The 25,123-nt window shown below is 71.3% G+C and carries 24 protein-coding genes and 2 tRNA genes; 4 read left to right on the plus strand and 22 right to left on the minus strand.

Annotated elements, in window-relative coordinates; translation table 11 throughout:
• Positions 1-15: 15 nt before the first annotated feature.
• From ABD346_RS27855 to leuS, 4 genes are all read right to left on the minus strand, one after another.
• On the minus strand, positions 16-1,068 hold the full coding sequence (locus ABD346_RS27855; protein ID WP_344378598.1) for a ComEA family DNA-binding protein: 1,053 nt from the start codon (positions 1,066-1,068) through the stop codon (positions 16-18).
• 287 nt (positions 1,069-1,355) lie between these two features.
• Complete coding sequence (locus tag ABD346_RS27860) at positions 1,356-2,201, minus strand: DegV family protein (protein ID WP_344378600.1); 846 nt, start codon at positions 2,199-2,201, stop codon at positions 1,356-1,358.
• Positions 2,202-2,315: 114 nt separating this feature from the next.
• Positions 2,316-3,071 carry a hypothetical protein gene (locus ABD346_RS27865; protein WP_344378601.1) on the minus strand — a complete coding sequence of 252 codons (756 nt, stop codon included), beginning with the start codon at positions 3,069-3,071 and terminating at the stop codon, positions 2,316-2,318.
• Positions 3,072-3,191: 120 nt separating this feature from the next.
• A complete protein-coding gene (gene leuS / locus ABD346_RS27870; protein ID WP_344378602.1) occupies positions 3,192-6,065 on the minus strand; it encodes a leucine--tRNA ligase in 2,874 nt (957 codons plus the stop codon).
• A 394-nt stretch (positions 6,066-6,459) separates the two neighbouring features.
• On the opposite strand from leuS, the gene ABD346_RS27875 reads away from it, so the two are divergent.
• The gene (locus tag ABD346_RS27875; protein ID WP_344378604.1) at positions 6,460-7,650 is read left to right on the plus strand and encodes a ferric reductase-like transmembrane domain-containing protein; all 1,191 of its coding nucleotides are present in this window, start codon (positions 6,460-6,462) and stop codon (positions 7,648-7,650) included.
• Between the two features lie 28 nt (positions 7,651-7,678).
• Positions 7,679-9,238 carry a ferredoxin gene (locus ABD346_RS27880; protein ID WP_344378605.1) on the plus strand — a complete coding sequence of 520 codons (1,560 nt, stop codon included), beginning with the start codon at positions 7,679-7,681 and terminating at the stop codon, positions 9,236-9,238.
• Between the two features lie 104 nt (positions 9,239-9,342).
• Here the strand turns inward: ABD346_RS27880 and ABD346_RS27885 are convergent.
• The 11 genes from ABD346_RS27885 to ABD346_RS27935 form a co-directional block, all read right to left on the minus strand.
• Positions 9,343-9,415, minus strand: a tRNA-Ala gene (locus ABD346_RS27885).
• A gap of 224 nt (positions 9,416-9,639) precedes the next feature.
• Positions 9,640-9,780, minus strand: coding sequence for a hypothetical protein (locus ABD346_RS27890; RefSeq protein ID WP_344378607.1), 141 nt, complete (start codon positions 9,778-9,780; stop codon positions 9,640-9,642).
• Positions 9,781-9,914: 134 nt separating this feature from the next.
• On the minus strand, positions 9,915-10,148 hold the full coding sequence (locus tag ABD346_RS27895; RefSeq protein ID WP_053726163.1) for a hypothetical protein: 234 nt from the start codon (positions 10,146-10,148) through the stop codon (positions 9,915-9,917).
• A gap of 2 nt (positions 10,149-10,150) precedes the next feature.
• On the minus strand, positions 10,151-10,321 hold the full coding sequence (locus ABD346_RS27900; protein WP_344378610.1) for a hypothetical protein: 171 nt from the start codon (positions 10,319-10,321) through the stop codon (positions 10,151-10,153).
• Between the two features lie 155 nt (positions 10,322-10,476).
• Positions 10,477-10,549: transfer RNA gene (locus ABD346_RS27905), tRNA-Ala, on the minus strand.
• 112 nt (positions 10,550-10,661) lie between these two features.
• The gene (locus ABD346_RS27910; RefSeq protein WP_344379108.1) at positions 10,662-11,318 is read right to left on the minus strand and encodes a histidine phosphatase family protein; all 657 of its coding nucleotides are present in this window, start codon (positions 11,316-11,318) and stop codon (positions 10,662-10,664) included.
• Positions 11,315-11,755: a ribosome silencing factor gene (gene rsfS / locus ABD346_RS27915; protein ID WP_189964309.1), complete on the minus strand. Its 441-nt coding sequence runs from the start codon at positions 11,753-11,755 to the stop codon at positions 11,315-11,317. The genes ABD346_RS27910 and rsfS overlap by 4 nt, the downstream gene beginning before the upstream one ends.
• Before the next feature lie 92 nt (positions 11,756-11,847).
• Positions 11,848-13,530: an LCP family protein gene (locus tag ABD346_RS27920; protein ID WP_344378613.1), complete on the minus strand. Its 1,683-nt coding sequence runs from the start codon at positions 13,528-13,530 to the stop codon at positions 11,848-11,850.
• A gap of 46 nt (positions 13,531-13,576) precedes the next feature.
• On the minus strand, positions 13,577-14,194 hold the full coding sequence (gene nadD / locus ABD346_RS27925) for a nicotinate-nucleotide adenylyltransferase (protein ID WP_344378615.1): 618 nt from the start codon (positions 14,192-14,194) through the stop codon (positions 13,577-13,579).
• Positions 14,195-14,232: 38 nt separating this feature from the next.
• Positions 14,233-14,394 carry a hypothetical protein gene (locus tag ABD346_RS27930; RefSeq protein WP_189964312.1) on the minus strand — a complete coding sequence of 54 codons (162 nt, stop codon included), beginning with the start codon at positions 14,392-14,394 and terminating at the stop codon, positions 14,233-14,235.
• An 81-nt stretch (positions 14,395-14,475) separates the two neighbouring features.
• A complete protein-coding gene (locus ABD346_RS27935; protein WP_344378619.1) occupies positions 14,476-14,637 on the minus strand; it encodes a hypothetical protein in 162 nt (53 codons plus the stop codon).
• A gap of 110 nt (positions 14,638-14,747) precedes the next feature.
• On the opposite strand from ABD346_RS27935, the gene ABD346_RS27940 reads away from it, so the two are divergent.
• Positions 14,748-15,854, plus strand: a complete 1,107-nt coding sequence (locus ABD346_RS27940) for a M48 family metallopeptidase (protein ID WP_226598953.1) — start codon at positions 14,748-14,750, stop codon at positions 15,852-15,854.
• A 16-nt stretch (positions 15,855-15,870) separates the two neighbouring features.
• Here the strand turns inward: ABD346_RS27940 and ABD346_RS27945 are convergent, their stop codons facing one another.
• The 5 genes from ABD346_RS27945 to proB form a co-directional block, all read right to left on the minus strand.
• Positions 15,871-16,953, minus strand: a complete 1,083-nt coding sequence (locus ABD346_RS27945) for an SCO2583 family membrane protein (RefSeq protein ID WP_344378622.1) — start codon at positions 16,951-16,953, stop codon at positions 15,871-15,873.
• 170 nt (positions 16,954-17,123) lie between these two features.
• Positions 17,124-17,810, minus strand: a complete 687-nt coding sequence (locus tag ABD346_RS27950) for an SCO2584 family spore wall biosynthesis protein (protein WP_344378623.1) — start codon at positions 17,808-17,810, stop codon at positions 17,124-17,126.
• 69 nt (positions 17,811-17,879) lie between these two features.
• Complete coding sequence (locus tag ABD346_RS27955) at positions 17,880-19,181, minus strand: glutamate-5-semialdehyde dehydrogenase (RefSeq protein ID WP_344378625.1); 1,302 nt, start codon at positions 19,179-19,181, stop codon at positions 17,880-17,882.
• A 73-nt stretch (positions 19,182-19,254) separates the two neighbouring features.
• Positions 19,255-19,713 (minus strand): hypothetical protein, encoded by a 459-nt coding sequence (locus ABD346_RS27960; protein WP_344378626.1) that lies wholly within the window; start codon positions 19,711-19,713, stop codon positions 19,255-19,257.
• A gap of 153 nt (positions 19,714-19,866) precedes the next feature.
• Entirely contained in the window at positions 19,867-20,994 is a 1,128-nt protein-coding gene (proB, locus tag ABD346_RS27965; RefSeq protein ID WP_344378627.1) for a glutamate 5-kinase, read from the minus strand.
• 307 nt (positions 20,995-21,301) lie between these two features.
• On the opposite strand from proB, the gene ABD346_RS27970 reads away from it, so the two are divergent.
• Positions 21,302-23,506: a PIG-L family deacetylase gene (locus ABD346_RS27970; protein WP_344378630.1), complete on the plus strand. Its 2,205-nt coding sequence runs from the start codon at positions 21,302-21,304 to the stop codon at positions 23,504-23,506.
• Between the two features lie 102 nt (positions 23,507-23,608).
• Here the strand turns inward: ABD346_RS27970 and ABD346_RS27975 are convergent, their stop codons facing one another.
• Both ABD346_RS27975 and ABD346_RS27980 read right to left on the minus strand, forming a co-directional pair.
• Positions 23,609-24,037 (minus strand): GtrA family protein, encoded by a 429-nt coding sequence (locus tag ABD346_RS27975; protein WP_344378631.1) that lies wholly within the window; start codon positions 24,035-24,037, stop codon positions 23,609-23,611.
• A complete protein-coding gene (locus tag ABD346_RS27980) occupies positions 24,037-25,026 on the minus strand; it encodes a glycosyltransferase family 2 protein (RefSeq protein ID WP_344379109.1) in 990 nt (329 codons plus the stop codon). Before ABD346_RS27980 ends, ABD346_RS27975 begins: the two co-directional genes overlap by 1 nt.
• Positions 25,027-25,123 lie beyond the last annotated feature (97 nt).

The raw sequence follows: 25,123 nt of genomic DNA on the forward strand, positions 1-25,123 counted from the left end.
GGATCTCCAGGCGGTTCACAGCCGCACCAGGGATTGCAGATCGTTGAACCTGCGCTCGCCGATCCCGTTGACCTCCCGCAGTTCATCGACCGAGCGGAAGCCGCCGTGCTGGGTGCGGTAGTCCACGATGTGCTGCGCGAGCACCGGACCGACGCCGGGCAGCCCGTCCAACTGCTCGGCCGAAGCGGAGTTGAGGCTGACCGGACCGCTCGATCCGCCGCCGAGGCCACCGCCGGTACCGGCGGCGGCACCGCCGCCCGTCCCGGAGGGCGCCGCGCCCGGCACTCCGGCCAGCACCTGCTCTCCGTCCGTGAGCAGCCGCGCCCGGTTGAGGCCGGTCAGATCGGCGCCGTCGCGCACCCCGCCCGCCGCGGCCAGCGCATCGGCGACCCGCGATCCGGTGGGCAGCCGGTAGATCCCCGGCCGCCGCACCTTCCCGCCGACGTCCACCACGAGCACTCCGGCCGGCGACGGCGCCGCGTTGGCCACCGGCCGGGGCGTCGCCCCGGCGCTCACCCCACGTCCCGATGCGCTGCCGCCTGCGCTTTTCACCCCGGGCAGCGTCGGGGCCGACCCGTCGACCAGGTCAGGGGCGCGTACGGACTGCGGGCGCCCGGCCCAGAAGTGGTGCACGGCGAACCCCGCCGCGACCACCAGCACCACGCACAGCGCGGCCAGGCTGCGCGGCGCGAGACCGAACCTCGACTGGGCCCACACCGGCAGCCGTTCCCGCACCGCCACCCAGGCCCGCTCCCGCACACCGGGACCGGCCAGACCTCCTTCCGGCGCGGCGAGCGTCCCCCGGGCAGCCCGCTCGGGCTCAGGCGGAGGTGCCAGCGCCGACTCCCCGAGGGTGCGCACCGTCGGGGCGGCGGGTTCGTGTGGCGGGGCCGCCGTGCCCGGTGGCGGCGGGAGGAACAGCGCGTCCGCGCGCCTGCGTGCGGTCAGGGCGGAGACGTGGGCCTGGGCGGTGCGGCTTCGGCGGCCGTGGCCCGGGCGGGCCCGGCCGTCGGAGCCGGGGGCCCGGCCCGGTCCGCTCGTGGCGGTGCGTGGTGATCGGAGTGCCATGTCACGAGACGTTAGGCACCCGGGCGCGAGCCCGCCGAGCAGGCCCAATTCCGGTGGACGGCAAGCGAGTTGTGGACAACTCCGCCACCCGTACGGGGGAGTCCGGCCCGATCCGGACCGCTCAGCGGGGCGGCCTCGGCACGCCGACGCCCCTCAGCCCGAGCCGACTCGACGAACCCGAAGCACCCCTCACCCACCTCAGTGCGCGCTGACTCGACGGCCCCGCCCCACCCCTCACGCACCTCAGCGCGGCCGCCTCGACAGCCTCGAACCGCCCCTCATCCACCTCAGCGCGGTGAAACGATCGCCCCCAGGAGCCCCGGCCCCGTGTGCGCGCCGATCACCGCTCCGACCTCGCTCGTGTACAGGTCGACCAGGCCCGGCACCCGCGCCCGCAGCCGGTCGGCGAGGGTGGCGGCGCGTTCCGGTGCCGCGAGGTGGTGCACGGCGATGTCGACCGGGCTGCTCCCGGCCCGGTCGACCACGATCTCCTCAAGGCGGGCGATGGCCTTCGAGGCGGTACGTACCTTCTCCAGCATGTCGATCCGGCCGCCGTCGAGCTGGAGGAGCGGCTTGACCGCCAGGGCCGAGCCGAGCAGCGCCTGAGCGGCCCCGATGCGGCCGCCGCGGCGCAGATAGTCCAGGGTGTCGACGTAGAAGAAGGCGGAGGTCTCACCGGCGCGCTTCTCCGCGGCGGCCACCGCCTCGTCCAGCGTGCCGCCCGCGTCCGCGACCTGGGCCGCGGCCAGCGCACAGAAGCCGAGCGCCATCGCGACCATCGCGGTGTCGACCACCCGCACCGGCACCGGGGCGTCCTCGGCGGCGAGCACGGCGGCGTCGTAGGTGCCGGAGAACTCGGCCGAGAGGTGCAGCGAGACGATCCCGGTCGCTCCGGCTTCGGCGACCTTGCGGTAGGTGGCCGCGAATACCTCGGGGCTGGGCCGGGAAGTGGTGACGGGGCGCCGTTTCTGCAGGGCGAGCGCCAGCGAGCGGGCCGAGATCTCGGTGCCCTCCTCCAGCGCCTGGTCGCCCAGGACAACGGTCAGCGGCACTGCGGTAATGCTGTGCCGCTCCATCGTCTGCGGCGGCAGATAGGCCGTTGAATCGGTGACGATCGCGACATGGCGGGACATGAGCGGGAGGTTACCCGCCGATGCTGCCGTCCGGCAGTCCGGCCCTGGTGGAATGATCAGTTCGGGTCAGCGCCGGGCGCCCTGTTCCAGCGCCTTGACCTGGTGTTCGCCGGGTCAGCTCGTGGTTTCGGGCCGCGGCGACTTCTGCCACGGGTACGTCACCGGCGGCTCGGCGGCGCCTATCGCCTGCGGTGCCTGGGCCGGCGGTTCGGGCCGCGTCCGCGCGCTCCGCTCCGGTGACGGGGAGGGCGACGGCTTGCTCTGCGCGGGCGCGGGGTTGTCCGAAAGGTCGCCCCAGGAAACGGACTCGCCGTTGGTCGGCCCCTTGGTCGACCAGTCCCGCAGCGCTCCCGACTCCATCTCGATCTGCTCGCTGAGCGAGGCGAGATCGTCGTCGGCGAACTGCCGGGCCCGGTCCAGCGCCGCCCAGCGCAGCGAGTCCGCGGAGTGCGTGATCCGCTCGGTGCGCTCGCGGAGCCCGGGCATCCGGGCCGCCATGGTGCGCTTGTCCGGCTCCCGCTCCAAACGCCTGAGCTCGTCGTCCAGTTCACGACCATGCGCGCTGAGCCGCTCGAACAGGGCGAGCGACTCCTTGAGGGACTCGTCCTCGGCCAGGCGCGCGTGCAGTGCGTCCTGCGTGGCCCGCATCGACGTACGCAGCGAAAGCCGCAGCTGGGCGAGCTGGCCCGCGACCCCCGGCTGGCCCACGCTCTTCGCGCGCAGCGTGGTGTCCTCGACGGTCCTGCGGGCCTGCGTGACCGTACGCTCCACCCCGCGCTTGGCGGCGCCGACCACCTTGACCGTCACGTACACGCCGAGCACCACGAAGGCGACGAACAGCAGCGCCAGGATCAGGATCGCGGCTTCCATGAACGTCCCCTCGGTCGGTCGGCATCGTCCCCTCCACCGTAAACGGAACGGGCAGGCCGTGGGTTCCCGCGGAACCCCCAACCTGCCCGTAGGGGAAAGCCCCCAGTACCGTTTCGGCCCTTACGCGGGGACGATGTTCACCAGCTTCGGCGCGCGCACGATGACCTTGCGGATGCCCGCTCCGGCCAGTGCCGCGACGACGGCCTCGTCCGCCAGCGCCAGCTTCTCCAGCTCGTCGTCGGAGATCGCCGGCGGCACCTCCAGGCGCGCCTTGACCTTGCCCTTGATCTGCACGACGCAGGTCACGGCCTCGTCCACGACGTACGCCGGGTCGGCGACCGGGAAGTCGCGGTGCACCACGGAGTCGGTGTGGCCCAGCTTGCGCCACAGCTCCTCGGCGATGTGCGGGGCCAGCGGGGCGATCAGCAGCACCAGCTGCTCGGCGACCGGCCGCGCCAGCGGGCCGCCCGCCTTCGTCAGGTGGTTGTTCAGCTCGGTGATCTTGGCGATGGCGGTGTTGAAGCGCAGCCCCGCCAGGTCGCCACCCGCGCCGTCGATCGCCTTGTGCAGGGCGCGCAGCGTCGCCTCGTCGGGCTCGGCGTCGGTGACGGTGACCTCGCCGGTCGCCTCGTCGACGATGTTGCGCCACAGCCTCTGCAGCAGCCGGTACTGGCCGACCACAGCGCGGGTGTCCCAGGGACGCGAGACGTCCAGCGGACCCATCGCCATCTCGTACAGGCGCAGGGTGTCGGCGCCGTACTCGGTGCAGATCTCGTCCGGAGTGACCGCGTTCTTCAGGGACTTGCCCATCTTGCCCAGCTCGCGCTTGACCGGCTCGCCCTCGAAGAAGAACTTGCCGTCGCGCTCCTCGATCTCGGCGGCCGGCACCGGGAAGCCGCGGCTGTCCCGGTAGACGTACGCCTGGATCATGCCCTGGTTGTACAGCTTGTGGAACGGCTCGGCCGACGAGATGTGGCCCAGGTCGAACAGCACCTTGGACCAGAAGCGCGCGTACAGCAGGTGCAGCACGGCGTGCTCTGCGCCGCCGACGTACAGGTCGACGCCGCCGGTGGGCATGCCCTCGCGCGGGCCCATCCAGTACTGCTCGATGGCCGGGTCGACCAGCTTCTCGCTGTTGTGCGGGTCCAGGTAGCGCAGCTCGTACCAGCAGGAACCGGCCCAGTTGGGCATGGTGTTGGTCTCGCGGCGGTACTTCTTCACGCCGTCGCCCAGGTCCAGCTCGACGTTGACCCAGTCCTCGTTGCGGGACAGCGGGGTCTCCGGCGAGGTGTCGGCGTCGTCCGCGTCGAACGTGCGCGGCGAGTAGTCGTCGACCTCCGGCAGCTCCAGCGGCAGCATCGACTCGGGCAGCGGGTGGGCGACGCCGTCCTCGTCGTAGACGATCGGGAAGGGCTCGCCCCAGTAGCGCTGGCGGCTGAACAGCCAGTCGCGCAGCCGGAAGTTGACGGTGCCCTCGCCGATGCCGCGCTCGGACAGCCAGTCGGTCATCCTGGCCTTGGCCTCGACGACGCCCAGGCCGTCCAGGGAGATCTCGCCGTTGGCGGAGTTGACCAGCTTCGCCTCGTAGGAGGCGAACGCCTCGTCCCACGTCGAGGCGTCCGTGCCGCGGTCGTCGGAGGGCTGCACGACGCAGCGCATGGGCAGCTCGAAGGCGCGCGCGAAGGCGAAGTCACGGGTGTCGTGCGCCGGTACGGCCATGATCGCGCCGGTGCCGTAGCCCATCAGCACGTAGTCGGCGATGAAGACGGGAACTTTTTCGCCGCTGACAGGATTGACGGCGAACGCGCCGGTGAAGACGCCGGTCTTCTCCTTGGCGTCGGCCTGGCGCTCCACGTCCGACTTGGATGCGGCGAACGCGCGGTACTTGGCGACGGCCTCGGCGGGGCTCGCGTGCCCGCCGGTCCACACGTCGTGGGTGCCCTCGGGCCAGGCGGCCGGGACGATCGTGTCGACCAGCTCGTGCTCGGGGGCAAGCACCATGTAGGTGGCGCCGAACAGGGTGTCCTGACGCGTGGTGAAGACGGTGATGGCGTCGGTGTCGCCGACCTTGAAGTCGACGCGGGCGCCCTCGGAGCGGCCGATCCAGTTGCGCTGCTGCAGCTTGATGGCGTCGGGCCAGTCCAGCGCGTCCAGGTCGTCCAGCAGGCGGTCCGCGTAGGCGGTGATGCGCATGTTCCACTGGCGCAGCTTGGACTTGAAGACGGGGAAGTTGCCGCGCTCGGAACGGCCGTCGGCGGTGACTTCCTCGTTGGCCAGGACGGTGCCCAGGCCGGGGCACCAGTTGACGGGCGCGTCGGAGGCGTAGGCCAGGCGGTACTCGCCCAGGACGTCGGAGCGCTCGGCGGCGCTCAGCGCGGCCCAGTCACGGCCGCCGGGGACCTCGCGGGTGCCGTCCTCGAACGCGGCGACCAGCTCGGCGATCGGGCGGGCCTGCTGCGCGTCGGCGTCGTACCAGGAGTTGAAGATCTGCAGGAAGATCCACTGGGTCCACTTGTAATACTCCGGGTCGATCGTCGCGATCGACCGGCGCTTGTCGTGGCCCAGGCCCAGCCGGCGCAGCTGCCGCTTCATGTTGTCCATGGCGGCCTCGGTGGAGACCCGCGGGTGCGTGCCGGTGGCGACCGCGTGCTGCTCGGCGGGCAGGCCGAAGGCGTCGAAGCCCAGCGTGTGCAGCACGTTGTGGCCGGTCATCCGCTGGTGACGGGCGTACACGTCGGTGGCGATGTAGCCCAGCGGGTGGCCGACGTGCAGGCCCGAGCCCGAGGGGTACGGGAACATGTCCATGATGAACTTCTTGGGCCGGGCGACGACCGCCGGATCCCCGGCCAGGTCACCGGCCGGGTTCGGCGCCGCGTAGGTGCCCTCGGCGTCCCAGAAGTCCTGCCAGCGTGCCTCGATGTCGGCGGCCATGGCTGCCGTGTAGCGGTGCGGCGCGGCCGTCTCTGCGGCGGCAGCGGTGTTCGTCTCGCTCATGTCCTCAAAGCTCCATCGATCGTCTCTGCCAGCGGTTACGAGCGTTCGTCCGTCGATCCGCCATCGAATCGCCAAACGAAAAAACCCCTCGCACAGGAGGGGGCGCCGCGCCGAGTCCGACCGGATCTCTTCATCGGTCGGGAGTGTTCAGCGCGGCTCGCTAAGCAGAAGGCGTACGGCACGCATGGCGTCAGGGTACCGCAGGCCCCGCAAGGCCCGCACGGAGTACCCGTGGGGGGTGCCCGCAACTACCCCCTGGGGGTGCCGAGGGCGAGGTTACTCCGCGTACCGCCCTCTTCTGGGGCAACCGCTCAAACCCCGTACCGGCCGGTATGGGGCGACCTAGCATGCCGCCACGGGACCGCTTTGCCGAACCATTCGGAGTCGCCCCACCATGAAATCTCGCAATCCGCTCAACCCGCACCGCCCGCGCCAGAATCCGGCACGGGGCCGCCCGGCCCGCAGGGGCGGGCTTTCCGCGGCCGCACTGGGCGTCGTCGCCCTGCTCATACCGCCGCTGGCACTGCTCTCCTCGGACGGGCTGCGCGCCGCCCTGGACTTCACCGCCGGTGTCCTGTCGCTGGTCTCGCTGACCGCCTCCGTCGCCTGGGGCCTGCTCGCCACCGACCGGCTGCTCCTCACCACACGTGACCGCCTCATGGCGCAGGCCGTCCACCGGGCTACCGCGATCGCCTCGATCGGTTTCCTCCTGCTGCACGTCACCGTCAAGATCGCGATCGGCCATGTCGGGCTGCTCGGCGCGGTGGTCCCGTTCGGGCTCGGCATCACCGGCGCGTCCGGCCTGATCGGCTTCGGATCACTCGCCGGGATCCTGATGATCCTCACGGCCGTCACGGGCGCGATGCGCAGCGCCTTCGCCACCCCGGGCCGCATCGCGGCACGCTGGCGCGCGGTGCACATGCTGGCCTACCCGGCCTGGTGCTTCGCCCTGATGCACGGCCTGTACGCGGGACGCCCGCCGGCCTCCTGGGTGGTCGTGATGTACGGCCTGTCCCTGGCGGGAGTGGCGAGCGCGCTGGCCGTACGCGCGCTGCCGCGGCCGGTGAAACGCCGGATCGCCGACCGGCTCGCCCCCTTCCGGCCGCGCCCGGAGAGCGAGCCCACGGAGCCCGCCGTACCGCCGCGTCCCGCGACGCCGCCCTCTTCCGAGGCTTACGAGCCGCCCTCCTACGAGCCTTCCTACGAGCCCTCTTATGAGGCGCAGCCGACGCAGCCGCTGCCTGGAGCGCAGCCCGCGTACCAAGCCCTCGAAGAGGCGCCGCAGTTCCAGGAGGCACAGTTCCAGCAGGCGCACGCCCTGTACGAGCCCCCGCACGAGGCGCTGCCCCGCTATCGTCCGGCCGCCGGGCAGGAGGTCCGCGGCGATGCGGGCACGGGCATCTCGGCGGCCTACCGCGCCGTCTCGCTGGCCCCGTCCGCGCCCCCGGCCGCCCGCTGGCCCGCGCCCTCGCCGCGGCCCCCCGAGCCGCTGCCCTCCCCCGCGCCGTCCACGCCCTATCAGCCGCCGGCCGCCGGCGAGCCCTGGCACTCCCGGCCGGGCCCGGCCTCCGAAGAACGCCCGTGACGGTGCCCGCAACAGCAGGAGTACGACCATGAACACCCCCCTCCCCGATGTTCCCGAAGTCCGCGTCGTCGGCCTGCCCCATCTGACCGCGGGTTTCGATCTCGTCGAGCGCCTCGCCCTGCCGATGCACCTCAAAGTGCACGGCCCGCTGAAGCCGGTCGACGGCGAGCGCCTGGCCCAACTCGCCGACGACATCGCCCTCAACGGCCGCGGCGGCGCGGGCTTCCCCTTCGGCCGCAAGCTGCGCGCGGTCGCCTCGGCCGCGATCCGGCGCGGGATACGCCCGGTCGTCGTCGTCAACGCGAGCGAGGGCGAGCCCGCCTGCCGCAAGGACACCGTCCTGGTGTGCCGGGCCCCCCATCTCGTCCTGGACGGCGCTCTGCTGGCCGCAGAGGCGCTCGGTGCCCGCACCCTGGTCGTCGCCGTGACCCGCGATTCCACGGAGGCCTCCGTGCGCGCCGCCCTCGCCGAGCGCGGCCTCGCCGACAAGCGCAGCTCCCCCCTGCGCGCCCGCGTGGTCCGCACCCCCGAGCGCATGGTGTCCGGCGAGGCCTCCGCGGTGATCCGAGCGGTGGACGGCGGCCCCGCCCTGCCGCCCGGCCGCCGCGAGCGGGCCGCCGAATCGGGCGTGGGCGGCGCCCCGACGCTGCTCTCCAACGCGGAGACGTACGCCCAGCTCGCGGTGGCCGCCCGGCTCGGCCCGCGCCGCTTCTGCAACACCGGCGAGCCGACCGAGCCCGGCACCGTGCTGCTCACGCTGTCCGGGGCGGTCGCCCGCCCGATGGTCGTCGAGGTGCCCACAGGGGTGCCGCTGCGCTACGTCCTCCAGCTGGCCGGGGCGCCCTCGCTGCCCCAGGGTGTGCTGACCGGCGGCTACCACGGCAGCTGGCTGAACTCGGTGGCCGCCCATGACGCGGCCGTCTCGCGGGCCTCGCTCTCGGCGCTCGGCGGCGCCCTGGGGGCGGGCGCGATCCTGCCGATCGGCACGGAGACCTGTGCGCTCGGCGAGGCGCTGCGGGTCGCCAACTGGCTGGCGGCCGAGACGGCGGGCCAGTGCGGCCCGTGCAGGCTGGGTCTGCCGGCCGCGGCGGGAGGGCTCGCGGATGTGCTGAACGGCGGTGGCCCGGCCGCCCTGGAGGCGCTGCGCGAGGTGACGGGGGCGGTGAAGGGCCGCGGCGCCTGCAAGCATCCGGACGGCTCGGCCCGCTTCCTCGCCTCGACGCTCGCGGCGTTCACGGACGACCTGGCGGCCCATGTGCTGGCCGGGGGCTGCGGCCGGCCGACCCTTGGCGTGCTGCCGCTGCCCTCGCCCGGCTACCAGGAGGAGGGTGTGCCGAGCGGCGAGAAGGTGCTGGTCGACTGGACGCTGTGCGAGGGCCACGGGCTCTGCGCGGACATCGTGCCGGAACTGATCCGGCTCGGCCCCGACGGCTACCCGCTCGTCGCCGACGCCACCGTGCCGATGCATCTGCGGGGGCGCGCCCAACGGGCCGTGCGCCGCTGCCCGGCACTCGCGCTCCGGATCGAGCAGGCCCCGGCCGCCCTTCCTCAGATTCCCCGCAAGGCCCTGGGCAGCGGCCGGAGTTGACCGTTCCTGATCGTTACGCCGTCCTGAGGGGCGGCGTAACGATCAGAGAAGGGGCGCAACAAGAAGGCGGGCCATCCGATTCGGATGGCCCGCCTTCTTTATTGTGGAGCTAAGGAGAATTGAACTCCTGACCTCCTGCATGCCATGCAGGCGCTCTACCAACTGAGCTATAGCCCCTAGCTTTCCCGCCGCCCGGTTTCCCGCGGCGACATCGAGAACATTACACGGTCCCCCCGGTACTTCACCAAATCGGTTTCCGTTCTGTACGAGTAAGGGCGGTAACGTCCGCTTTCGCGGCCGTGAAGGTACTCGCGCACACCCCTGCCCGCTTCCCCTCCGCCCACCGTCCCGTAACGCTCGCCGCCGCCATCTGCCTGCTCTCCTTCGCAGTCCCGGACGGCTCAGCGGGCCGCCGGGGTCTCGATGATCGACCTGATGGTCGTACGCGCCGGACTGCGCGGGGAACGGGCCCGGGCGGCCGCGGTCCGGGCGGTGACGGCTCCGCCCTCGGCGGAGGGCTCGCGCCGGGCGCTGCTCGGCACCGTCTCCGGTTCCTGCGCGCCGCGGTGGGCCCCGCACGGTACGGGACGTCCCGAACTCGCCCAGGCCGGCGGCAGGATGGCGCTCTCGGCGCTCTGTCCGCCGGCCCCGACGCGCTTCCTCGTCCTGACGGCGCTCAGGCCGTGGCGAAGGAGTAGAACCGCTTGAGCGTGCAGTGCGCCTCGAGGAGGCGGCCGTAGATCGGCTCCCCTTCGAGCTCCCGATACGTCTCGATCGGGTCGCCCTTTATGATCAGCGCCCTGGCGCATTCCTCGCACCAGTACTGATAGTCGGTGTTGACCGGATCCATGTCCCTGACGATGGGCGTACCGCTGCCGCACCAGTCGCATTTCCGCCTGTGTGCACCCATGTTCAGCTCCAGCTGTGGCCGCAGGCCGTGCACACGTAGGACACCCCGCCGTTGTCGCCGAGCATCTGCGCGACATGGAGGGAGCCACAGGAGGGACAGCTCAGGCGGGCGCCGTGCGACGCGGCTTCGGGCCCGCCGGGCGGTTCCGGGAATTCTTCGCGACTCGCGGGCATCGCGCACTCCCTCCCGTTCGGTCCGTCGTCCCCCTCCGGCCGTCCCGATTCTGCCATGCCCTCGCAAGGGGGTCAGTGCTGTCGCCGTACGAGACCGGCCACCGGGGGTGGACAACAAGAAGATCCCGCCCCCACGAGGGGACGGGATCCGATTGTGGAGCTAAGGAGAATTGAACTCCTGACCTCCTGCATGCCATGCAGGCGCTCTACCAACTGAGCTATAGCCCCGCTGTTCGCCTTGTTCCCGCTTCTTCGGCGGTCCCGCGCTGCGAACAAGAAGAACTCTAGCCTGTGACCTGCCGGAAAGTGAAATCCGGCGGTCACCACCCCTGAGCAGCGGTTAGTCGTCGTCGCCGAGGACCGGCTCGGGCAGCGTTCCGGCGTTGTGCTCCAGCAGGCGCCAGCCGCGCGCGCCCTCGCCGAGGACGGACCAGCAGCAGTTGGTGAGCCCGCCAAGGCTCTCCCAGTGGTGCGCCTCCAGGCCGAGCAGCCGGCCGATGGTGGTGCGGATCGTGCCGCCGTGACTGACGACGACGAGGGTGCCGCCGTCGGGCAGCTTGTCGGCATGGCGCAGCACGACCGGGGCGGCCCGGTCGGCGACCTCGGTCTCCAGCTCGCCGCCGCCCCGGCGCACGGGCTCGCCGCGCTTCCACGCCGCGTACTGCTCGCCGTACTGGCCGACGATCTCCTCGTGCGTGAGCCCCTGCCAGGCGCCCGCGTACGTCTCGCGCAGGGCCGAGTCGTGCTCGACCGGCAGGCCGGTGACGGCCGCCAGCTCGGCGGCGGTGGCGGCGGCCCGCTGGAGGTCGGAGGCGACGATCGCGTCCGGCTTCAGCGCCGCGAGCAGGCGCGCGGCCCGGTGCGCCTGGCCGATGCCGGTCTCGGTCAGCTCGATGTCCGTGGAGCCCTGGAAGCGGCGCTCAAGGTTCCAGGCCGTCTGGCCGTGCCTCCACAGGACTATCCGGCGGCCCCGGCCGCCCTTGGTGGTGCTGTTCAGCTCAGCTCACCGTCCGCTTCGTCGGCGCCGGTGGTCAGCGCGGCGTGCTCGGCGGCCTTGCCGCGCGTCTTCATGGCGTCGTCCGGCAGCGGCAGCTCGGGGCAGTCCTTCCACAGCCGCTCCAGGGCGTAGAAGACGCGCTCCTCGCTGTGCTGGACGTGCACGACGATGTCGACGTAGTCGAGCAGGATCCAGCGGGCGTCGCGGTCGCCCTCGCGGCGCACCGGCTTGGCGCCGAGCTCCTTGTTGAGCCGCTCCTCGATCTCGTCGACGATCGACTTGACCTGGCGGTCGTTGGGTGCGGAGGCGAGCAGGAAGGCGTCGGTGATCGACAGCACATCGCTGACGTCGTACGCGATGATGTCGTGCGCGAGCCGGTCGGCGGCCGCCTGAGCGGCGGCGGTGATGAGCTCGATGGAACGGTCCGTGGCGGTCACAAGCAGGCTTTCGTCGGCGGTCAGATCCAATCGGATCGATTTCCAGGATCTCACGGACCGCCGACAGCCCCGAAAGGATTACTCCGGGCACCTCACTGCGGCGCCTTGTAGTCCTTTCCGATGACGACCGACACATCCGCGTTGGCGGCCGCCTTGCCCTGCTTGACCGCGCTGTCCGGGAGCCCGAGGGTCTTGGCGACCTCGACGGCCTTCGCCTTGTTCGCCTCGTCCGCGTACAGGACCTGCGAGGTGGCTTCCGTACCGGAGTTTCCGGCGTCGACGAACGCATAGCCGCCGTTGATCAGGGCGACGCGTGCGGCCTCCGCGCTCTTGGCGTTGCCGCTGGCGTTCTTGACGCCGACCCGCACGGCCGAGCCCTGGTCGGACCCCCCGCCGCCGAGCTTGCCGCCCAGGACGTCCTTGACCACGCTGTCACTGGCCTGCTGGCTGAGCGTGCCGTCGGGCTGCACGGGCAGGACCGCGGTCTTGTACGCACCGATCTTGGCGTGCTCGGCGAGCCTGGCGAGGGAGGCCCCGAGGTCGCTCTCGGGCAGCGACGGGTCGAGGATCTGCGCGAGCGTCTGGACGGTGATGGTGGCGGCCTTGGGGTCGTCGGAGATCTTGCGCAGCACCCCGTACATCACCGCGCCGAACCGCTGGAGCTGCTTGGCCTCGGCCTCGCCGGGGCCGCGGTAGGTGGCGTAGGCGACGGCCATCTGACCGGTGAGCGTCTGGTCGGCGCCCTTCTTCACCAGCGGGTCGCCGCCGTCCTTGACCGCGGGAACGTCCGCATCCGTGGTGATGTCGATGTTCCCGACGAGGTCGACGAGGTTTTCCAGGTACGGGGTGTCCAGGCGCCAGGTACCGGTGATCTTGGTGCCGAGGAGCGTGGAGAGCGAATCCCGGGTGCCCTGCGAGCCGTCCGCGTCCACCGACTTGCCCAGGGTGGTGCGGCTCCCGTCGTCATTGGAGACGGCGAGCGAGTTGGGCAGCAGCACGGTAGTGCCCTGTTTGGTGGTCACGTTGTTGACGAGGAGAGCCGTGGAGGTGCCGCCCGCCTTGGTGTTGTGCAGATGCACCACGATCACGTCGCGCTTCTGCGGGCCGGCCGTGGTGGCGCCGCCCTTCTTGCTGTCCGAGGACGACGAGAGCCCGGGCAGCTTGCCCGCGAACCAGAGGTAGCCGATACCGCCCACCGCGACCAGGGCGAGCGCCACGACGAGCGCGACGACGCGGTTGCGGCCGCGCCGCTTGGCCTCCTCGCGGCGTTCGCTGCGGCTCTCGGTGAACTTCAGCCAGTCGATGACGTCTTCGGAGTCCTCGTCGGGCTCCTCGATGAACGAGAACTGCTCGGTGCGGTAGTCCCGTTCGCCGCTCTCGGCGTGCTCGTCCCGCCGCTGCTGGGGCAGCACGGGCGAGCCCTGCGGCTTCGGCGCCGGCTCGGGCGTGGGGGGCGTCTGGACAGCCGGCTGCTGCGCGGTGCCGTAGCCGTGCCCGTAGTCCTGCTGCGGGAACTGCTCGGGCTGCTGCTGGGGGAACTGCTGGGTCTGCTGCGGCTGTTGCTGCGCGTACGGGTCGTACGTCGACTGCTGCGGGACGTACGCCTGGTCGTAGCCGTACCCCTGGTGCTGTTGCTGCTGGGGTTCCTGGGGCTGCGCATAGGGGTCGTACGTCTGCTGCTGAGGCTGGACCTGCTGGTACACCGGCCGGCCGTACTCGTCGTACCCGACCAGCTGCACCTGGGGTGCGTACGGGTCGTACTGGCGGTCGTTCACCGGTGGCCTTCTCTCACTCGCCGACGTACAGGCGGTACGGCTGGACTCACTCGCCGCGATACAGCTGGCGCTTGTCGATGTAGCGCACCACACCGTCCGGAACCAGATACCAGACCGGGTCGCCCTGCGCGACTCTCGCCCGGCAATCGGTCGAGGAGATCGCCAGCGCGGGCACCTCCACCAGGGAGACGCCGCCCTCGGGCAGCCCGTCGTCCGTCAGCACGTGGCCGGGCCGGGTCACGCCGATGAAGTGGGCCAGCGCGAACAGTTCCTCGGCGTCCCGCCAGGTGAGGATCTGACCGAGCGCGTCGGCGCCGGTGATGAAGAAGAGGTCCGCGTCGCTGTTGCGGTCGCGCAGATCCCGCAGGGTGTCGATGGTGTACGTCGCACCGCCGCGGTCGATGTCGATGCGGCTGACGGAGAACTGCGGGTTGGACGCGGTGGCGATGACCGTCATCAGATAGCGGTCCTCGGCCGGGGAGACCAGCTTGTGGCTCTTCTGCCACGGCTGCCCGGTCGGTACGAAGACGACCTCGTCCAGATGGAACTGCGAGGCCACCTCACTGGCGGCCACGAGGTGTCCGTGATGGATCGGGTCAAACGTTCCGCCCATCACACCGATGCGTCGCTTCACCGGACCGGTAGGCACTTCCTGCTCTCCCATGCGTGCAGAGCCTACTGGCCCGGCTTTTCGGCCCCGACTCAGCGGTCGCGGTTGAAGCGGGTGGTGACCCAGAGCAGGAGAAGCAGGATGACCAGCGCGCCGCCGCCCGTCATCCAGGGCTGCAGGCTTTCGTGGTTGCCACCGTGCTCGGCGCCTTCGGCGAGCGTGACCAGGTTGGCGGCGGTGCTGTGGAGGCTCATCTTCGGCAGGACCTATCCGGGAGTCGGGGCGGAGACTTCGCCCACATCGTATGCGGGCGGTCCGGGCACGCTCACGCCGACTCAGTCGTTCTTGTTGTCGTCGCCACCGTTCGAGCGGTATCCGCGCAGCAGGAACCAGGCCAGCAGGCCCGCTCCGACCATGGAGCCGAGCAGCAGGATCCGCAGCAGTGCGCCCGGCCCCTGGCCGGAAGCGGCAGCGAGAGCGGTGACGACGTACGGCATGGCAGGTCTCCTCGAAGTTATCCACAGGCCTCCGGGCCACGGTAGCCCCACCGCCTAATGTGGATGTCGTCAGGGGGACGGGCCGACGACTCGAACGACAGGGGGCACCCATGACCGAGGACATCAACGACAACGTGCCGAGCAGGCAGCGGCGCAGGTTCCCCGGGATCTCCTCCCGGGCCTACGAACACCCCGCCGACCGCTCCGCGCTGGTCGCGCTGCGCAAGCTGACCGGCTTCGACACCGTCTTCAAGGCGCTGAGCGGGCTGCTGCCCGAGCGCAGCCTCCGGCTGCTGTTCCTGTCGGACTCGGTTCGGGTGAGCGACGCCCAGTTCGCCCACCTCAACGCCATGCTGCGGGACGCCTGTTACATCCTGGACCTGGAGAAGGTCCCCCCGATGTACGTCACACAGAACCCGCAGCCCAACGCGATGTGCATCGGTCTCGACGAGCCGATCATCGTGGTGACGACCGGCCTCGTGGAGTTGCTCGACGAGGAGGAGATGCGTGCGGTCGTCGGCCACGAGGTGGGCCACGCCCTCTCCGGCCACTCCGTGTACCGCACGATCCTGCTCTTCCTCACCAACCTCGCGCTGAAGGTGGCCTGGATCCCGCTGGGGAACGTCGCGATCATGGCGATCGTCACGGCGCTGCGCGAGTGGTTCCGCAAGTCGGAGCTGTCCGCGGACCGGGCGGGACTGCTGGTGGGCCAGGATCTGCAGGCCTCGATGCGGGGGCTGATGAAGATAGCGGGCGGCAACCACCTGCACGAGATGAACGTGGACGCGTTCCTGGAGCAGGCCGAGGAGTACGAGGCCGGGGGCGACCTGCGCGACTCCGTACTGAAGATCCTCAACGTGCTGCCCCGCTCGCACCCGTTCACCACGGTGCGCGCGGCCGAGCTGAAGAAGTGGTCGGAGACCCGCGACTACCAGCGGATCATGGACGGTCACTACCCGCGCCGCGACGAGGACAAGGACACCTCGGTGACCGACTCCTTCCGCGAGTCCGCGGCCTCCTACGCCGACGCGGTCAAGAGCAGCAAGGACCCGCTGATGAAGCTGGTCGGCGACATCGCGGGCGGCACGGCGGACCTGGGCGGCAAGCTGCGCGACAAGTTCACGGGCACGGGTGCGCGCCCCTCGGACAAGGCGGCCGGGCCGGACACGGAGCCGACCGACGGCAAGCCGGAGCAGAACGGCAACGGGGAGGGCTGAGGAGGACCGGGCCGGATCAGCCGGCCGCGGGGGACGGCTGGGCTCCGGCGGCCAGCGTGCCGCAGACGGACTCGGGGGCAGGACCGGTCGCGTACGGGTCGGTACCGGCCGGGCCCTGCGCGCTCGCCCGCTCCCCGGCGAGGAGCGGCCGCATCTGGGCCGCGACGTCGGCGGAGCAGGCCTGCGGCCCGGCCTCGACGGTGCTGGCCTGCAGCTCCGTACGGTTCAGCCGCAGATCATCGCGGTCGAGCCGGAAGTGCAGCTCGCGGCGGACGGTGAACAGCGATGCGTCGTTGGTGTGCGGGCCGTTCCCGGCCGGGTGCACGGCGTAGACGAAGACAAAGTCGGTGGCGACGTCCAGTGCGTCCGGCCCGGACTCCGCGTAGCTCATCGAGCCCTGGACGCGGATCTGGGGGTCGGCCAGGACCACCTTGGCCGGATCGAAGCGCACCAGCCAGCCGGTGGCGGAGTGCCGGCCGTCGTCGACCGGGGCGGCCACGCTCTGGTCGAACTGGGCCATCAGGTCGGGGTCGAGCAGCACCCGGATCTGACGGACCGGGCCGCCGGCCAGCACATCGGGGTCCAGGGACGACTTGACCAGGTAGTCCTTGGCGATGGACAGGGCGTTCATCACCTGCGCCTCGGAGAAGTGCTCGGTCCTGGTGGCCGAGGGCAGGTTGATCCCGGAGCCGCCGATCCGGAACTGGGCGGCCGGGCTGTGCGCGAAGAGCTGCTCCGCGTCGCCGCCCGGCACTGGGCCCTGCGGGGCCAGCGGGATCACGGTCATCCGCAGCGGTTCGGGGTGGCTGGTGGACGGCGGCTGGTACGGGTGCCGGATGCCCATGTAGATGGCGGTACTGAACGCGATGAGGAGGAGCAGCACCAGCGCGACGGCGGGTTTGGAGGAAGCCCTGAGGGACCAGTTCGGACGGGACCGTACGGCCCGCGCGTGCTCGCGCATGCGCTCCTGCGCGGAGAACTCCTGAAGGCGGGCAGCACGGACGAACGATTCGTCGAAGACGACGGACCGGTACTCGTCGTCACCACCGCCGGGGAGGCCCTCCGGTGTCCCCTCGGGTGGCTCTCCACGCCCTGCCATACCTTCAGGGTAGGTCTGGTGAGGGAAAGGTAAACGCGCTGGTACACGACAACTTCTGACGAGTTCCCACGGTGGCGTTCAGGCGCTGCTCAGGGGGTGGGCGGGGGAAGGGGAGGGTGGGCGGGGGGGGGAGGGGCCCCCACCCCCAGGTCCCCGGCGGAATCCCGCCCCTAAGGCACCCGAGGCGCAGCCGAGACCGCCGGTCCTTCGAAGTCGGCCGAGGCCGAAGCCGAGACCGCTGGTACCAAGGGCAGGCTGTTCGTGCCCGGGCCCGTGCCCACGCCCTTGCCGAGGCCTCCGGCGTTCGTCGAGGGCCCTCCCGCGGCCGGGCCGGCCGCGTTCGTCGGGTTGTCGACGTTGCTCGTGGCAGGGGGCGGGGCCTTGTCCTCGCGGTCGGAGGTGGCGCCCCGGTAGACGGCGGAGAAGGCCAGGGCGACCATGCCGATGCCCATCACCACGGCGAGCAGCCAGGCGATGGGGCGGTGCCAGCGGGCCCGGCCCCGGTAGGGGCGCAGGGCGCCGCCGTGGCGGCCGTAGGGGCCCGCTTCGGCGCCGCCGGACAGGCCGGGGCCGCCGAGGTCGTCCGGGTCGCGACCGGGGCGGTAGGGGTCGTAGCCGTCGTCGTAGAGCTCGTCGTCGGGGGCTCCGGCACCCGCGCGGGCGCGGGCCGCCTCCGCCTCGGCGCGGGCCTGGGCGGCGGCGAGCAGTCGCTCTACGGCACTGGGTTCGTGGATCTCGGCGGCGCGTACGAAGTCCTCGTCGAACACCACGGAGGCGAAGTCGTCGTCCGCGCCCCCGTGGTCGTCGTCGGGCTCCCGGCCGTCCGGAAACGGCCCGCCCCCTACGTCGTCCGGCACGCGTTCAGGGTATCCCCGGCCGGTCGTTTTGGGCAGGGAGTGGCCGAACTCCGCCTCACGGAAGGACAGTTACCGGATGTGACCGTCGCCGGTCACGATGTACTTCGTCGAGGTCAGCTCGGGCAGTCCCATGGGGCCGCGGGCGTGCAGCTTCTGGGTGGAGATGCCGATCTCCGCGCCGAAGCCGAACTGGCCGCCGTCGGTGAACCGGGTGGAGGCGTTGACGGCGACGGTGGTGGAGTCGACGAGCTGGGTGAAGCGGCGGGCCGCGGCCTGGGAGGTGGTGACGATGGCCTCGGTGTGCCCGGAGGTCCACCTCCGGATGTGGGCGACGGCGGCGTCCAGGGAGTCGACGACCGCGGCGGCGATGTCGTACGAGAGGTACTCGGTCTCCCAGTCCTCCTCGGTGGCCGCGACGACGGTGGCCTTGGAGGCTCCGGCGTGGGCCCGCACCCGCTCGTCGGCGTGCACGGTGACCCCGGCGTCGGCCAGCGCGTCCAGGGCCCGCGGCAGGAAGGCGGCCGCGATGTCCTGGTGGACGAGGAGGGTCTCGGCGGAGTTGCACACCGAGGGGCGCTGCGCCTTGGAGTTGATCAGGATGTCGACGGCCATGTCGAGGTCGGCCTGGGCGTCGACGTAGACGTGGCAGTTGCCGGTGCCGGTCTCGATGACGGGGACGGTGGATTCCTCGACGACGGTGCGGATGAGAGAGGCTCCGCCGCGCGGGATGAGCACGTCCACCAGGCCCCGGGCGCGCATCAACTCCCGTACGGAGTCGCGGGATTGGCCGGGTACGAGCTGGACCGCGTCGGCGGGCAGGCCCGCGCCTTCGACGGCGTCGCGCAGGACGCCCACCAGGGCGGTGTTGGAGGCGTACGCGGAGGACGAGCCGCGCAGCAGGACGGCGTTGCCGGACTTGAGGCAGAGGGCGGCGGCGTCCACGGTCACGTTGGGGCGGGCCTCGTAGATGATGCCGACGACGCCGAGCGGCACGCGGATCTGCCGCAGGTCGATGCCGTTGGGCAGGGTGGAGCCGCGGACGACCTCGCCGACGGGGTCGGGCAGGGCCGCCACGTCGCGTACGTCGGAGGCGATGGCGCGGATCCGCTCGGGGTCGAGGGTGAGGCGGTCGATGACGGTCTCGCTGGTGCCGGCCTCGCGGGCCTTGGCGACGTCGACGGCGTTGGCCTCGACGATCTCGGCGCTGCGCGCTTCCAGGGCGTCCGCGACGGCCAGCAGGACCTCGTCCTTGACGGCGCGCGGAAGTGGCGCGATCTCGGCGGCCGCGGCGCGCGCCCGCTGGGCGGTCCGGGTGACCGGGGAGATGTCGTCGGAGTCGGCGGCCGGGGAGGGCGGGGTGTGCGAAGCCATGTCCGCAGAGTAATGGGCGCCGGGAGGTCGTTCTGACCCTATTCCACTCCCCGAGACGGAGCCGGGGGCGGGGTCAGAAAGGGTGGACGCCCACGGGTGCGGCCGGCGGCGGCCCGTATCCCTCGGCGAGTCGCTGGTGGTAGGTGCCGCGGTCGATGACTTCGAGGCCGACGATCTCCCAGGGCGGCAGTCTGGCCGTGGAGCGGTGTTCGCCCCACAGCCGCAGGGCGACGGCGGCCGCGTCGTGCAGGTCGCGGGCCTCTTCCCAGTAGCGGATCTCGGCGTGGTCGTTGGCGTAGCGGCTGGTCAGCAGGAACGGGTGGTCGTGGGCGAGCTGTTCGAGGCCGCGGCGGACCTCTTTCAGCGGGGCCTCGGCTCCCGAGACGCTGAGCGTGATGTGCCACAGCCGGGGGGTGTCCCCGGGCTGTTCGGGTACTTCTCTCCGTTCGACGTCGGCCCCCGTCCCCACACTGGTCAGGGTCCGCTCAGCCGTCGTCCCTCGGGGCGCCGCCCCTGGGCGCGCTCGTCTCACCGGCGGCCTCCTGTGCTGCTGTGTGCGATGCGGTGCGGTACTGCGCGGGTTGCCGGCCCGTGCGTACCCCCGCTTCAAAGTTGACCAGCCCGAGGCGGGGCGCGGGGTGGTTTTCCTGAAGGTGTCTGTCTTATGGCTGGACTTTCAGCCGTTTCAGGGGTGCAGGACGACCAGATCGTCCCTGTGTACGACTTCGCGCTCGTAGCCGGGGCCGAGTTCCTTGGCGAGGTCGCGGGTGGAGCGGCCGAGGAGCTGGGGGATCTCCTTGGCGTCGAAGTTGACGAGGCCGCGGGCGATCGCCCGGCCCTGGGGGTCGCGCAGTTCGACGGGGTCGCCGGCGGCAAATTCGCCCTCGACGGCGGCGATTCCTGCGGGGAGCAGGGATTTGTGGCCTTCGACGACGGCGCGTACGGCTCCGTCGTCGAGCACGAGGGCGCCCTGCGGGGTGGAGGCGTGGGCGAGCCACAGGAGGCGGTCGGCGGAGCGGCGTCCGGTGCGGTGGAAGTGGGTGCCGGTGGCGCGTCCGGCGAGCGCGTCGGCGGCCTGGCTCGCGGAGGTGAGGACGACGGGGATGCCGGCGGCGGCCGCGATGCGGGCGGCTTCGACCTTGGTGACCATGCCGCCGGTGCCGACGCCGGCCTTGCCCGCGCTGCCGATCTGGACGTGCGCGATGTCGGCCTGGCTGCGGACTTCGTCTATGCGGGAGGTGCCGGGTTTGGAGGGGTCGCCGTCGTAGAGGCCGTCGACGTCGGAGAGCAGGACGAGGAGGTCGGCGCGGACCAGGTGGGCGACGAGGGCGGCGAGGCGGTCGTTGTCGCCGAAGCGGATCTCGTCGGTGGCGACGGTGTCGTTCTCGTTGACGACGGGGAGCGCGCCCATGGCCAGGAGCTGGTCGAGGGTGCGGTAGGCGTTGCGGTAGTGGGCGCGCCGGCTGGTGTCGTCAGTGGTGAGCAGGACCTGTCCGACGCGTACGCCGTAGCGGGCGAAGGAGGCGGTGTAGCGGGCGACGAGGAGGCCTTGGCCGACGCTGGCGGCGGCCTGCTGGCGGGCGAGGTCCTTGGGGCGGCGGCGCAGGCCGAGTGGGGCGAGGCCGGCGGCGATGGCGCCGGAGGAGACGAGGACGATCTCCTTCTCGCCGCCGCTGCGCGCCTTGGCGAGCACGTCGACCAGCGCGTCGACCCGGTCCGCGTCGAGGCCGCCGGACGCGGTGGTGAGTGAGGAGGATCCGATCTTGACTACGATTCTGCGGGCCTGTGCCACCTGCTGCCTTGCCACTGTCACACGGTGAAATCTATGTCAGGTCGGGGGCTCGGCGCTTGGAAGTTCCAATCGGCGGACAGTCTCAACGTGACCGCACAGAGAACCTTTAAGTTCGACAAAGTACGAAAACTGGGGAAGTCATGGCCCGATGGGGTGCTGAAGCGCACACGTCCGTACCTTGCTGTTTCATACCAGCCGGGCAAATTTAGCGTCTGAAGTGAAACCTCCGCAGCCGCTTCGCCCTCCCTTCTGATGACCAGTCGAACAACTCCATGGTGGGCCGCAGGGCGGGACTCGGCTCACATGGATGCCTCAAGGAGCGTGCCGGATGCCGTCGTCGCCGTCTCGTAGACGCCTGTTGCAAGTCGCCGGTGGCGGACTTGTGGCGGCGCCTCTTGCCTACGGAGGATGGCAGTGGCTGGCACCGCAGGACGGCTCGGGCTCGCAGGGCTCGTCCACTGGGACGACGACCGGGAAGCCCGCCTCGGCCGCGTCGGAGCAGTCCTATCTGCACGTGATCGCGCATGCGGACGACGGCATCTACTTCATGAACCCGGACCTGGAGCAGTCGATCCGCAGCGGCGCGCTCTCGGTCACGGTGTGCATGACCAGTGGTGAGTCGGACGGCCGCAACGCGGCGCCCAAGAGCCCGCAGTTCAAGTCGCTGCCCACCGACCGGCCGGGCTTCGCGCGGGCCCGGATAAACGGTCTGCGTGCCGCCCACGCGCTGATGGCGACGGGTGACGACAACAGCCCGTGGTCGGTGGAGCCGGTGGAGCTGCTGCCCGGGTTCCGTTCCGAGCTGCACTATCTGCAGGCCGCTCCGCACGTCCAGTTGATCTACATGGGCCTGTGCGAGGCGCGCTATGTGAGCGTGCCGCGTCCGGTGAGCATGCGGGGTCTGTGGCTGGGCGCCATCGAGCAGTTGCCGACGCTGCCGGGCACGGGCAGCCCGGTGCGGATGCCCCGCGCCTACACCCGTGACCAGCTCACCGACGCGCTGGTGGCGACGATCGGGCGGGTCAATCCGACGGTGATACGGACCCTGGACCCCACTCCCCTGCACGCCCCGCGCGAGACGGTGGCGATGATGAGCGCGCCGACGATACTGCGCGGGCTGAGCTATCTGGACCATCAGGACCACACCGCCTCGGCCCGTTTCATGCAGGCCGCGATGGAGCGTTACTGGGGTGCGGGCAAGGGCCGTGCCGCGTCGGTGACCAACTATTTCGGCTACCCGACGAACTACACGCCGCCGTCCCTGGACGCGGCGACCACCCGGCGCACTGCCCAGCTCCTGAACGCGTACGGCTGGGTCGACCACCGCGACTGCGGCGACCCGTCGGGCTGCGGCGACCTCAAGGTGGGCCCGAACGGCCTGAAGGCGGGCGGCGCCGGCTGGGCGCGCGGCACCCGCACCCGCACGCCGGGCACGTCGCGCTGGCTGGCGCCGCTCAAGGACGGCCGGCTCGCGGCGTTCGCGGTGCTCAACGGCGCGGTGCGCTGCTGGGTGGAGCGGGCGGCCGGGCAGGGCCCGTGGGTGGGGCCGTTCGATGTGGTGGGCAGCGCGGGCTCGCCGCTGGATCCGCAGGTGGAGGTCGTGCGCCACGCGGACGGCACGCTTCAGCTGTTCGCGACGCGTACGGTCCTGCCGTTCAAGGGCAACAAGCACCACAAGGAGCTGGTGTGCGTCCTGCAGAGCGGCCTCGGCGCCGACGGGGTGCCCAAGTTCGGCGCGTGGACCTCGCTCGGCACGCCGGACGCGAATCCCGACAAGTCGCTGGAGACGGGCTATCCGGCGACCGCGCTCGCCCCGGACGGCACCGTGCACGTCCTCGCGCGGAACTGGGCGGGCGATGTCGCGATGCGCAGCGGCCGGGGCGGCAAGGACTGGGGGCCCTGGCAGCTGCTTGACCACCCGCCGGGCAAGCAGCCTCCGCACCCGCTGGTGGTGGAGGGGATCGACGCGCTCGTCGACCCGTCGGGCCGGATCCATGTGGCGGCCCCGGTCGCCAAGACGGTGCTGCACTGGGTGTCCCCGGCGCCCGGCGAGCTGCCGAAGCTGTCGCCGCCGACGGGGGTGACGCCGGCGGGCAGCGCGGTGAGCCTGGTCGCGGACGGCAGGGGCGGCGTCTCGGCGGTCTACCGCCAGGCGGGCACCGCCCAGGTGGCCGTCGCCTCGCCGGGCGGTCCGGGGGACGCGTGGAAGGTGGCGCGGCGCACCCCGGCGGGCGGCTACGGGCGGGTCGCGGCGTACCGGCTCGGTGGGAAGGGCGGCTCGCTGGTCCTGGCGGTCCGGGACGACGGGGGCCGGGTCGTGCCGTCGTCGGACGAGTCGGCGCAGCCGGCCTGGGAGAGCCCGGGCGTGCAGTTCGTGGGCATACCGGGCGCGGCGCAGGACTCCGCGGGCCGGGCCGTGCTCGCCGTGATCGGCACGGACAGCCAGCTGTACGCGTCCCGCCAGACCAGGCCGGGGGCCCGGTTCGGCGAGTGGGCTCCGGCGGGGAACGAGAGCGCGGGCAACCGCGTGTAGTGAGAACGCGGGGAGGGGCGGACACCGTGGGTGTCCGCCCCTCCTCTGTTTCACGCGCCGTGTGCGGCTTTCGCGGAGCCGTGTGCGGCTGCCGTGCGCCCGCTATTTCACCGGGATCTTCGGCTCGGCCGCCTCGGGCTCGCCCGTCTCCTGGTGCCCCGACACCAGGATCTTGCGGGACAGCACATAGGTGAAGGGGATCGCCACCACGGCGGCGACCAGCGGGGCGATCGTCTTGTTCATCCCGACCCAGTGCACCAGGGCGAACAGGCCCGCGCTCTGCACCACGAAGTTGGTGACGTTGGTGAGCGGGAAGAGCAGGAACTTCTTCCAGGTCGGCTTGGTGCGGTAGGTGAAGTAGGTGTTGAGGAAGAACGAGCCGACCATGCTGAGCAGGAAGGCGATCGTGTACGCCACGAAGTACGGCAGGTGCGCGAGGTGCAGCAGCGGCCAGTAGAAGGCGTAGAAGGTGCAGGTGTTGACGCCGCCGACGAAGCCGAAGCGGATCACCTGTCCGAGCTGACTGGGCATCAGACCACCTTGTGCGGCTGGCCGTTGCGGTACAGCTCGCGCCGCTCGACGCCCTCGGGCTTGCCCGGGAAGCCGTGCGACTCCTTGACCAGGAAGTGCGGGCGGCGCTTGGTCTCGTAGTAGATGCGGCCGATGTACTCGCCGATCAGGCCCAGCATCACCATCTGCACACCGCCGAGGCCGACGATGATCGCGACGAGGGTGACGTAACCGGGGGTGCTCACGCCGTAGGCGATGGCGGCGACGGTGATCCACAGGGCGTAGGCCGCGCCGATGCCGGCGAGGATCACGCCGAGCCAGATCGCCAGGCGCAGCGGACGGTTGTTGAAGGAGATCAGGCCGTCCATGCCGTAGTTCAGGAGCGAGCCGAACTTCCACTTGGTCTCGCCGGCCTCGCGCTGCGCGTTCTGGTAGTCGAAGGTGACCGTGTCGAAGCCGATCCAGGAGAACAGGCCCTTGGAGAAGCGGTTGTACTCGCCGAGCGAGAGCAGCGCGTCCACGGCGGGCCGCGACAGCATGCGGAAGTCGCCGACACCGTCGGTGAGCTCGACGTCGACCCACTTGTTGACCGCTCGGTAGTAGAGGCGGCTCAGGGCGGAGCGGACCTTCTTGTCGCCCTCGCGGGTGCGGCGGGCGATGATCTGGTCGTGCCCCAGCTCGTACAGGCCGAGCATCCGCTCGATGAGCTCCGGCGGGTGCTGGAGGTCGGCGTCCATGATGACCACGGCATCGCCGGTGGCCTCGCGCAGACCGGCGAGCATGCCGGCCTCCTTGCCGAAGTTGCGGCTGAAGGAGACGTAGCGGGTGGCGTCCGGGTACTTCTCGGAGAGCGCCCGCAGATGCGTGAGCGTCTTGTCCCGGCTGCCGTCGTCCACGTAACAGATCTCGTACTCGATCGCGAGGGTGTCGAGCACGCTGCGGGTCTTGGCGTCGAATTGGTCGATGACCGCTTCTTCGTTGTAACAGGGGACGACGACCGACAGCTTCATCATCAGTGCTTTCCAGTAGAGGAGCGGCAGGTGCGGGTGCGGAGCGCCCCACCGATGGCGACAGCGAGCAGGGTGACGAGTGCCGGACCGCTCACCA

The sequence above is a fragment of the Streptomyces mauvecolor genome, from assembly GCF_039532965.1.
Classification (GTDB): domain Bacteria; phylum Actinomycetota; class Actinomycetes; order Streptomycetales; family Streptomycetaceae; genus Streptomyces; species Streptomyces violascens.

Bases quoted from the DNA above. Each gene is read 5' to 3' on its own strand.
- ABD346_RS27945 (WP_344378622.1), bottom strand. From the start codon at position 16,953: ATGGCAGGGCGTGGAGAGCCACCCGAGGGGACACCGGAGGGCCTCCCC.
- nadD (WP_344378615.1), bottom strand. From the start codon at position 14,194: ATGGGAGAGCAGGAAGTGCCTACCGGTCCGGTGAAGCGACGCATCGGT.
- ABD346_RS27855 (WP_344378598.1), bottom strand. From the start codon at position 1,068: ATGGCACTCCGATCACCACGCACCGCCACGAGCGGACCGGGCCGGGCC.
- ABD346_RS27880 (WP_344378605.1), top strand. From the start codon at position 7,679: ATGAACACCCCCCTCCCCGATGTTCCCGAAGTCCGCGTCGTCGGCCTG.
- ABD346_RS27895 (WP_053726163.1), bottom strand. From the start codon at position 10,148: ATGGGTGCACACAGGCGGAAATGCGACTGGTGCGGCAGCGGTACGCCC.
- ABD346_RS27970 (WP_344378630.1), top strand. From the start codon at position 21,302: ATGCCGTCGTCGCCGTCTCGTAGACGCCTGTTGCAAGTCGCCGGTGGC.
- ABD346_RS27865 (WP_344378601.1), bottom strand. From the start codon at position 3,071: ATGGAAGCCGCGATCCTGATCCTGGCGCTGCTGTTCGTCGCCTTCGTG.
- leuS (WP_344378602.1), bottom strand. From the start codon at position 6,065: ATGAGCGAGACGAACACCGCTGCCGCCGCAGAGACGGCCGCGCCGCAC.
- ABD346_RS27935 (WP_344378619.1), bottom strand. From the start codon at position 14,637: ATGCCGTACGTCGTCACCGCTCTCGCTGCCGCTTCCGGCCAGGGGCCG.
- ABD346_RS27980 (WP_344379109.1), bottom strand. From the start codon at position 25,026: ATGAAGCTGTCGGTCGTCGTCCCCTGTTACAACGAAGAAGCGGTCATC.
- ABD346_RS27900 (WP_344378610.1), bottom strand. From the start codon at position 10,321: ATGCCCGCGAGTCGCGAAGAATTCCCGGAACCGCCCGGCGGGCCCGAA.
- ABD346_RS27875 (WP_344378604.1), top strand. From the start codon at position 6,460: ATGAAATCTCGCAATCCGCTCAACCCGCACCGCCCGCGCCAGAATCCG.
- ABD346_RS27955 (WP_344378625.1), bottom strand. From the start codon at position 19,181: ATGGCTTCGCACACCCCGCCCTCCCCGGCCGCCGACTCCGACGACATC.
- ABD346_RS27975 (WP_344378631.1), bottom strand. From the start codon at position 24,037: ATGCCCAGTCAGCTCGGACAGGTGATCCGCTTCGGCTTCGTCGGCGGC.
- ABD346_RS27940 (WP_226598953.1), top strand. From the start codon at position 14,748: ATGACCGAGGACATCAACGACAACGTGCCGAGCAGGCAGCGGCGCAGG.
- ABD346_RS27930 (WP_189964312.1), bottom strand. From the start codon at position 14,394: ATGAGCCTCCACAGCACCGCCGCCAACCTGGTCACGCTCGCCGAAGGC.
- ABD346_RS27860 (WP_344378600.1), bottom strand. From the start codon at position 2,201: ATGTCCCGCCATGTCGCGATCGTCACCGATTCAACGGCCTATCTGCCG.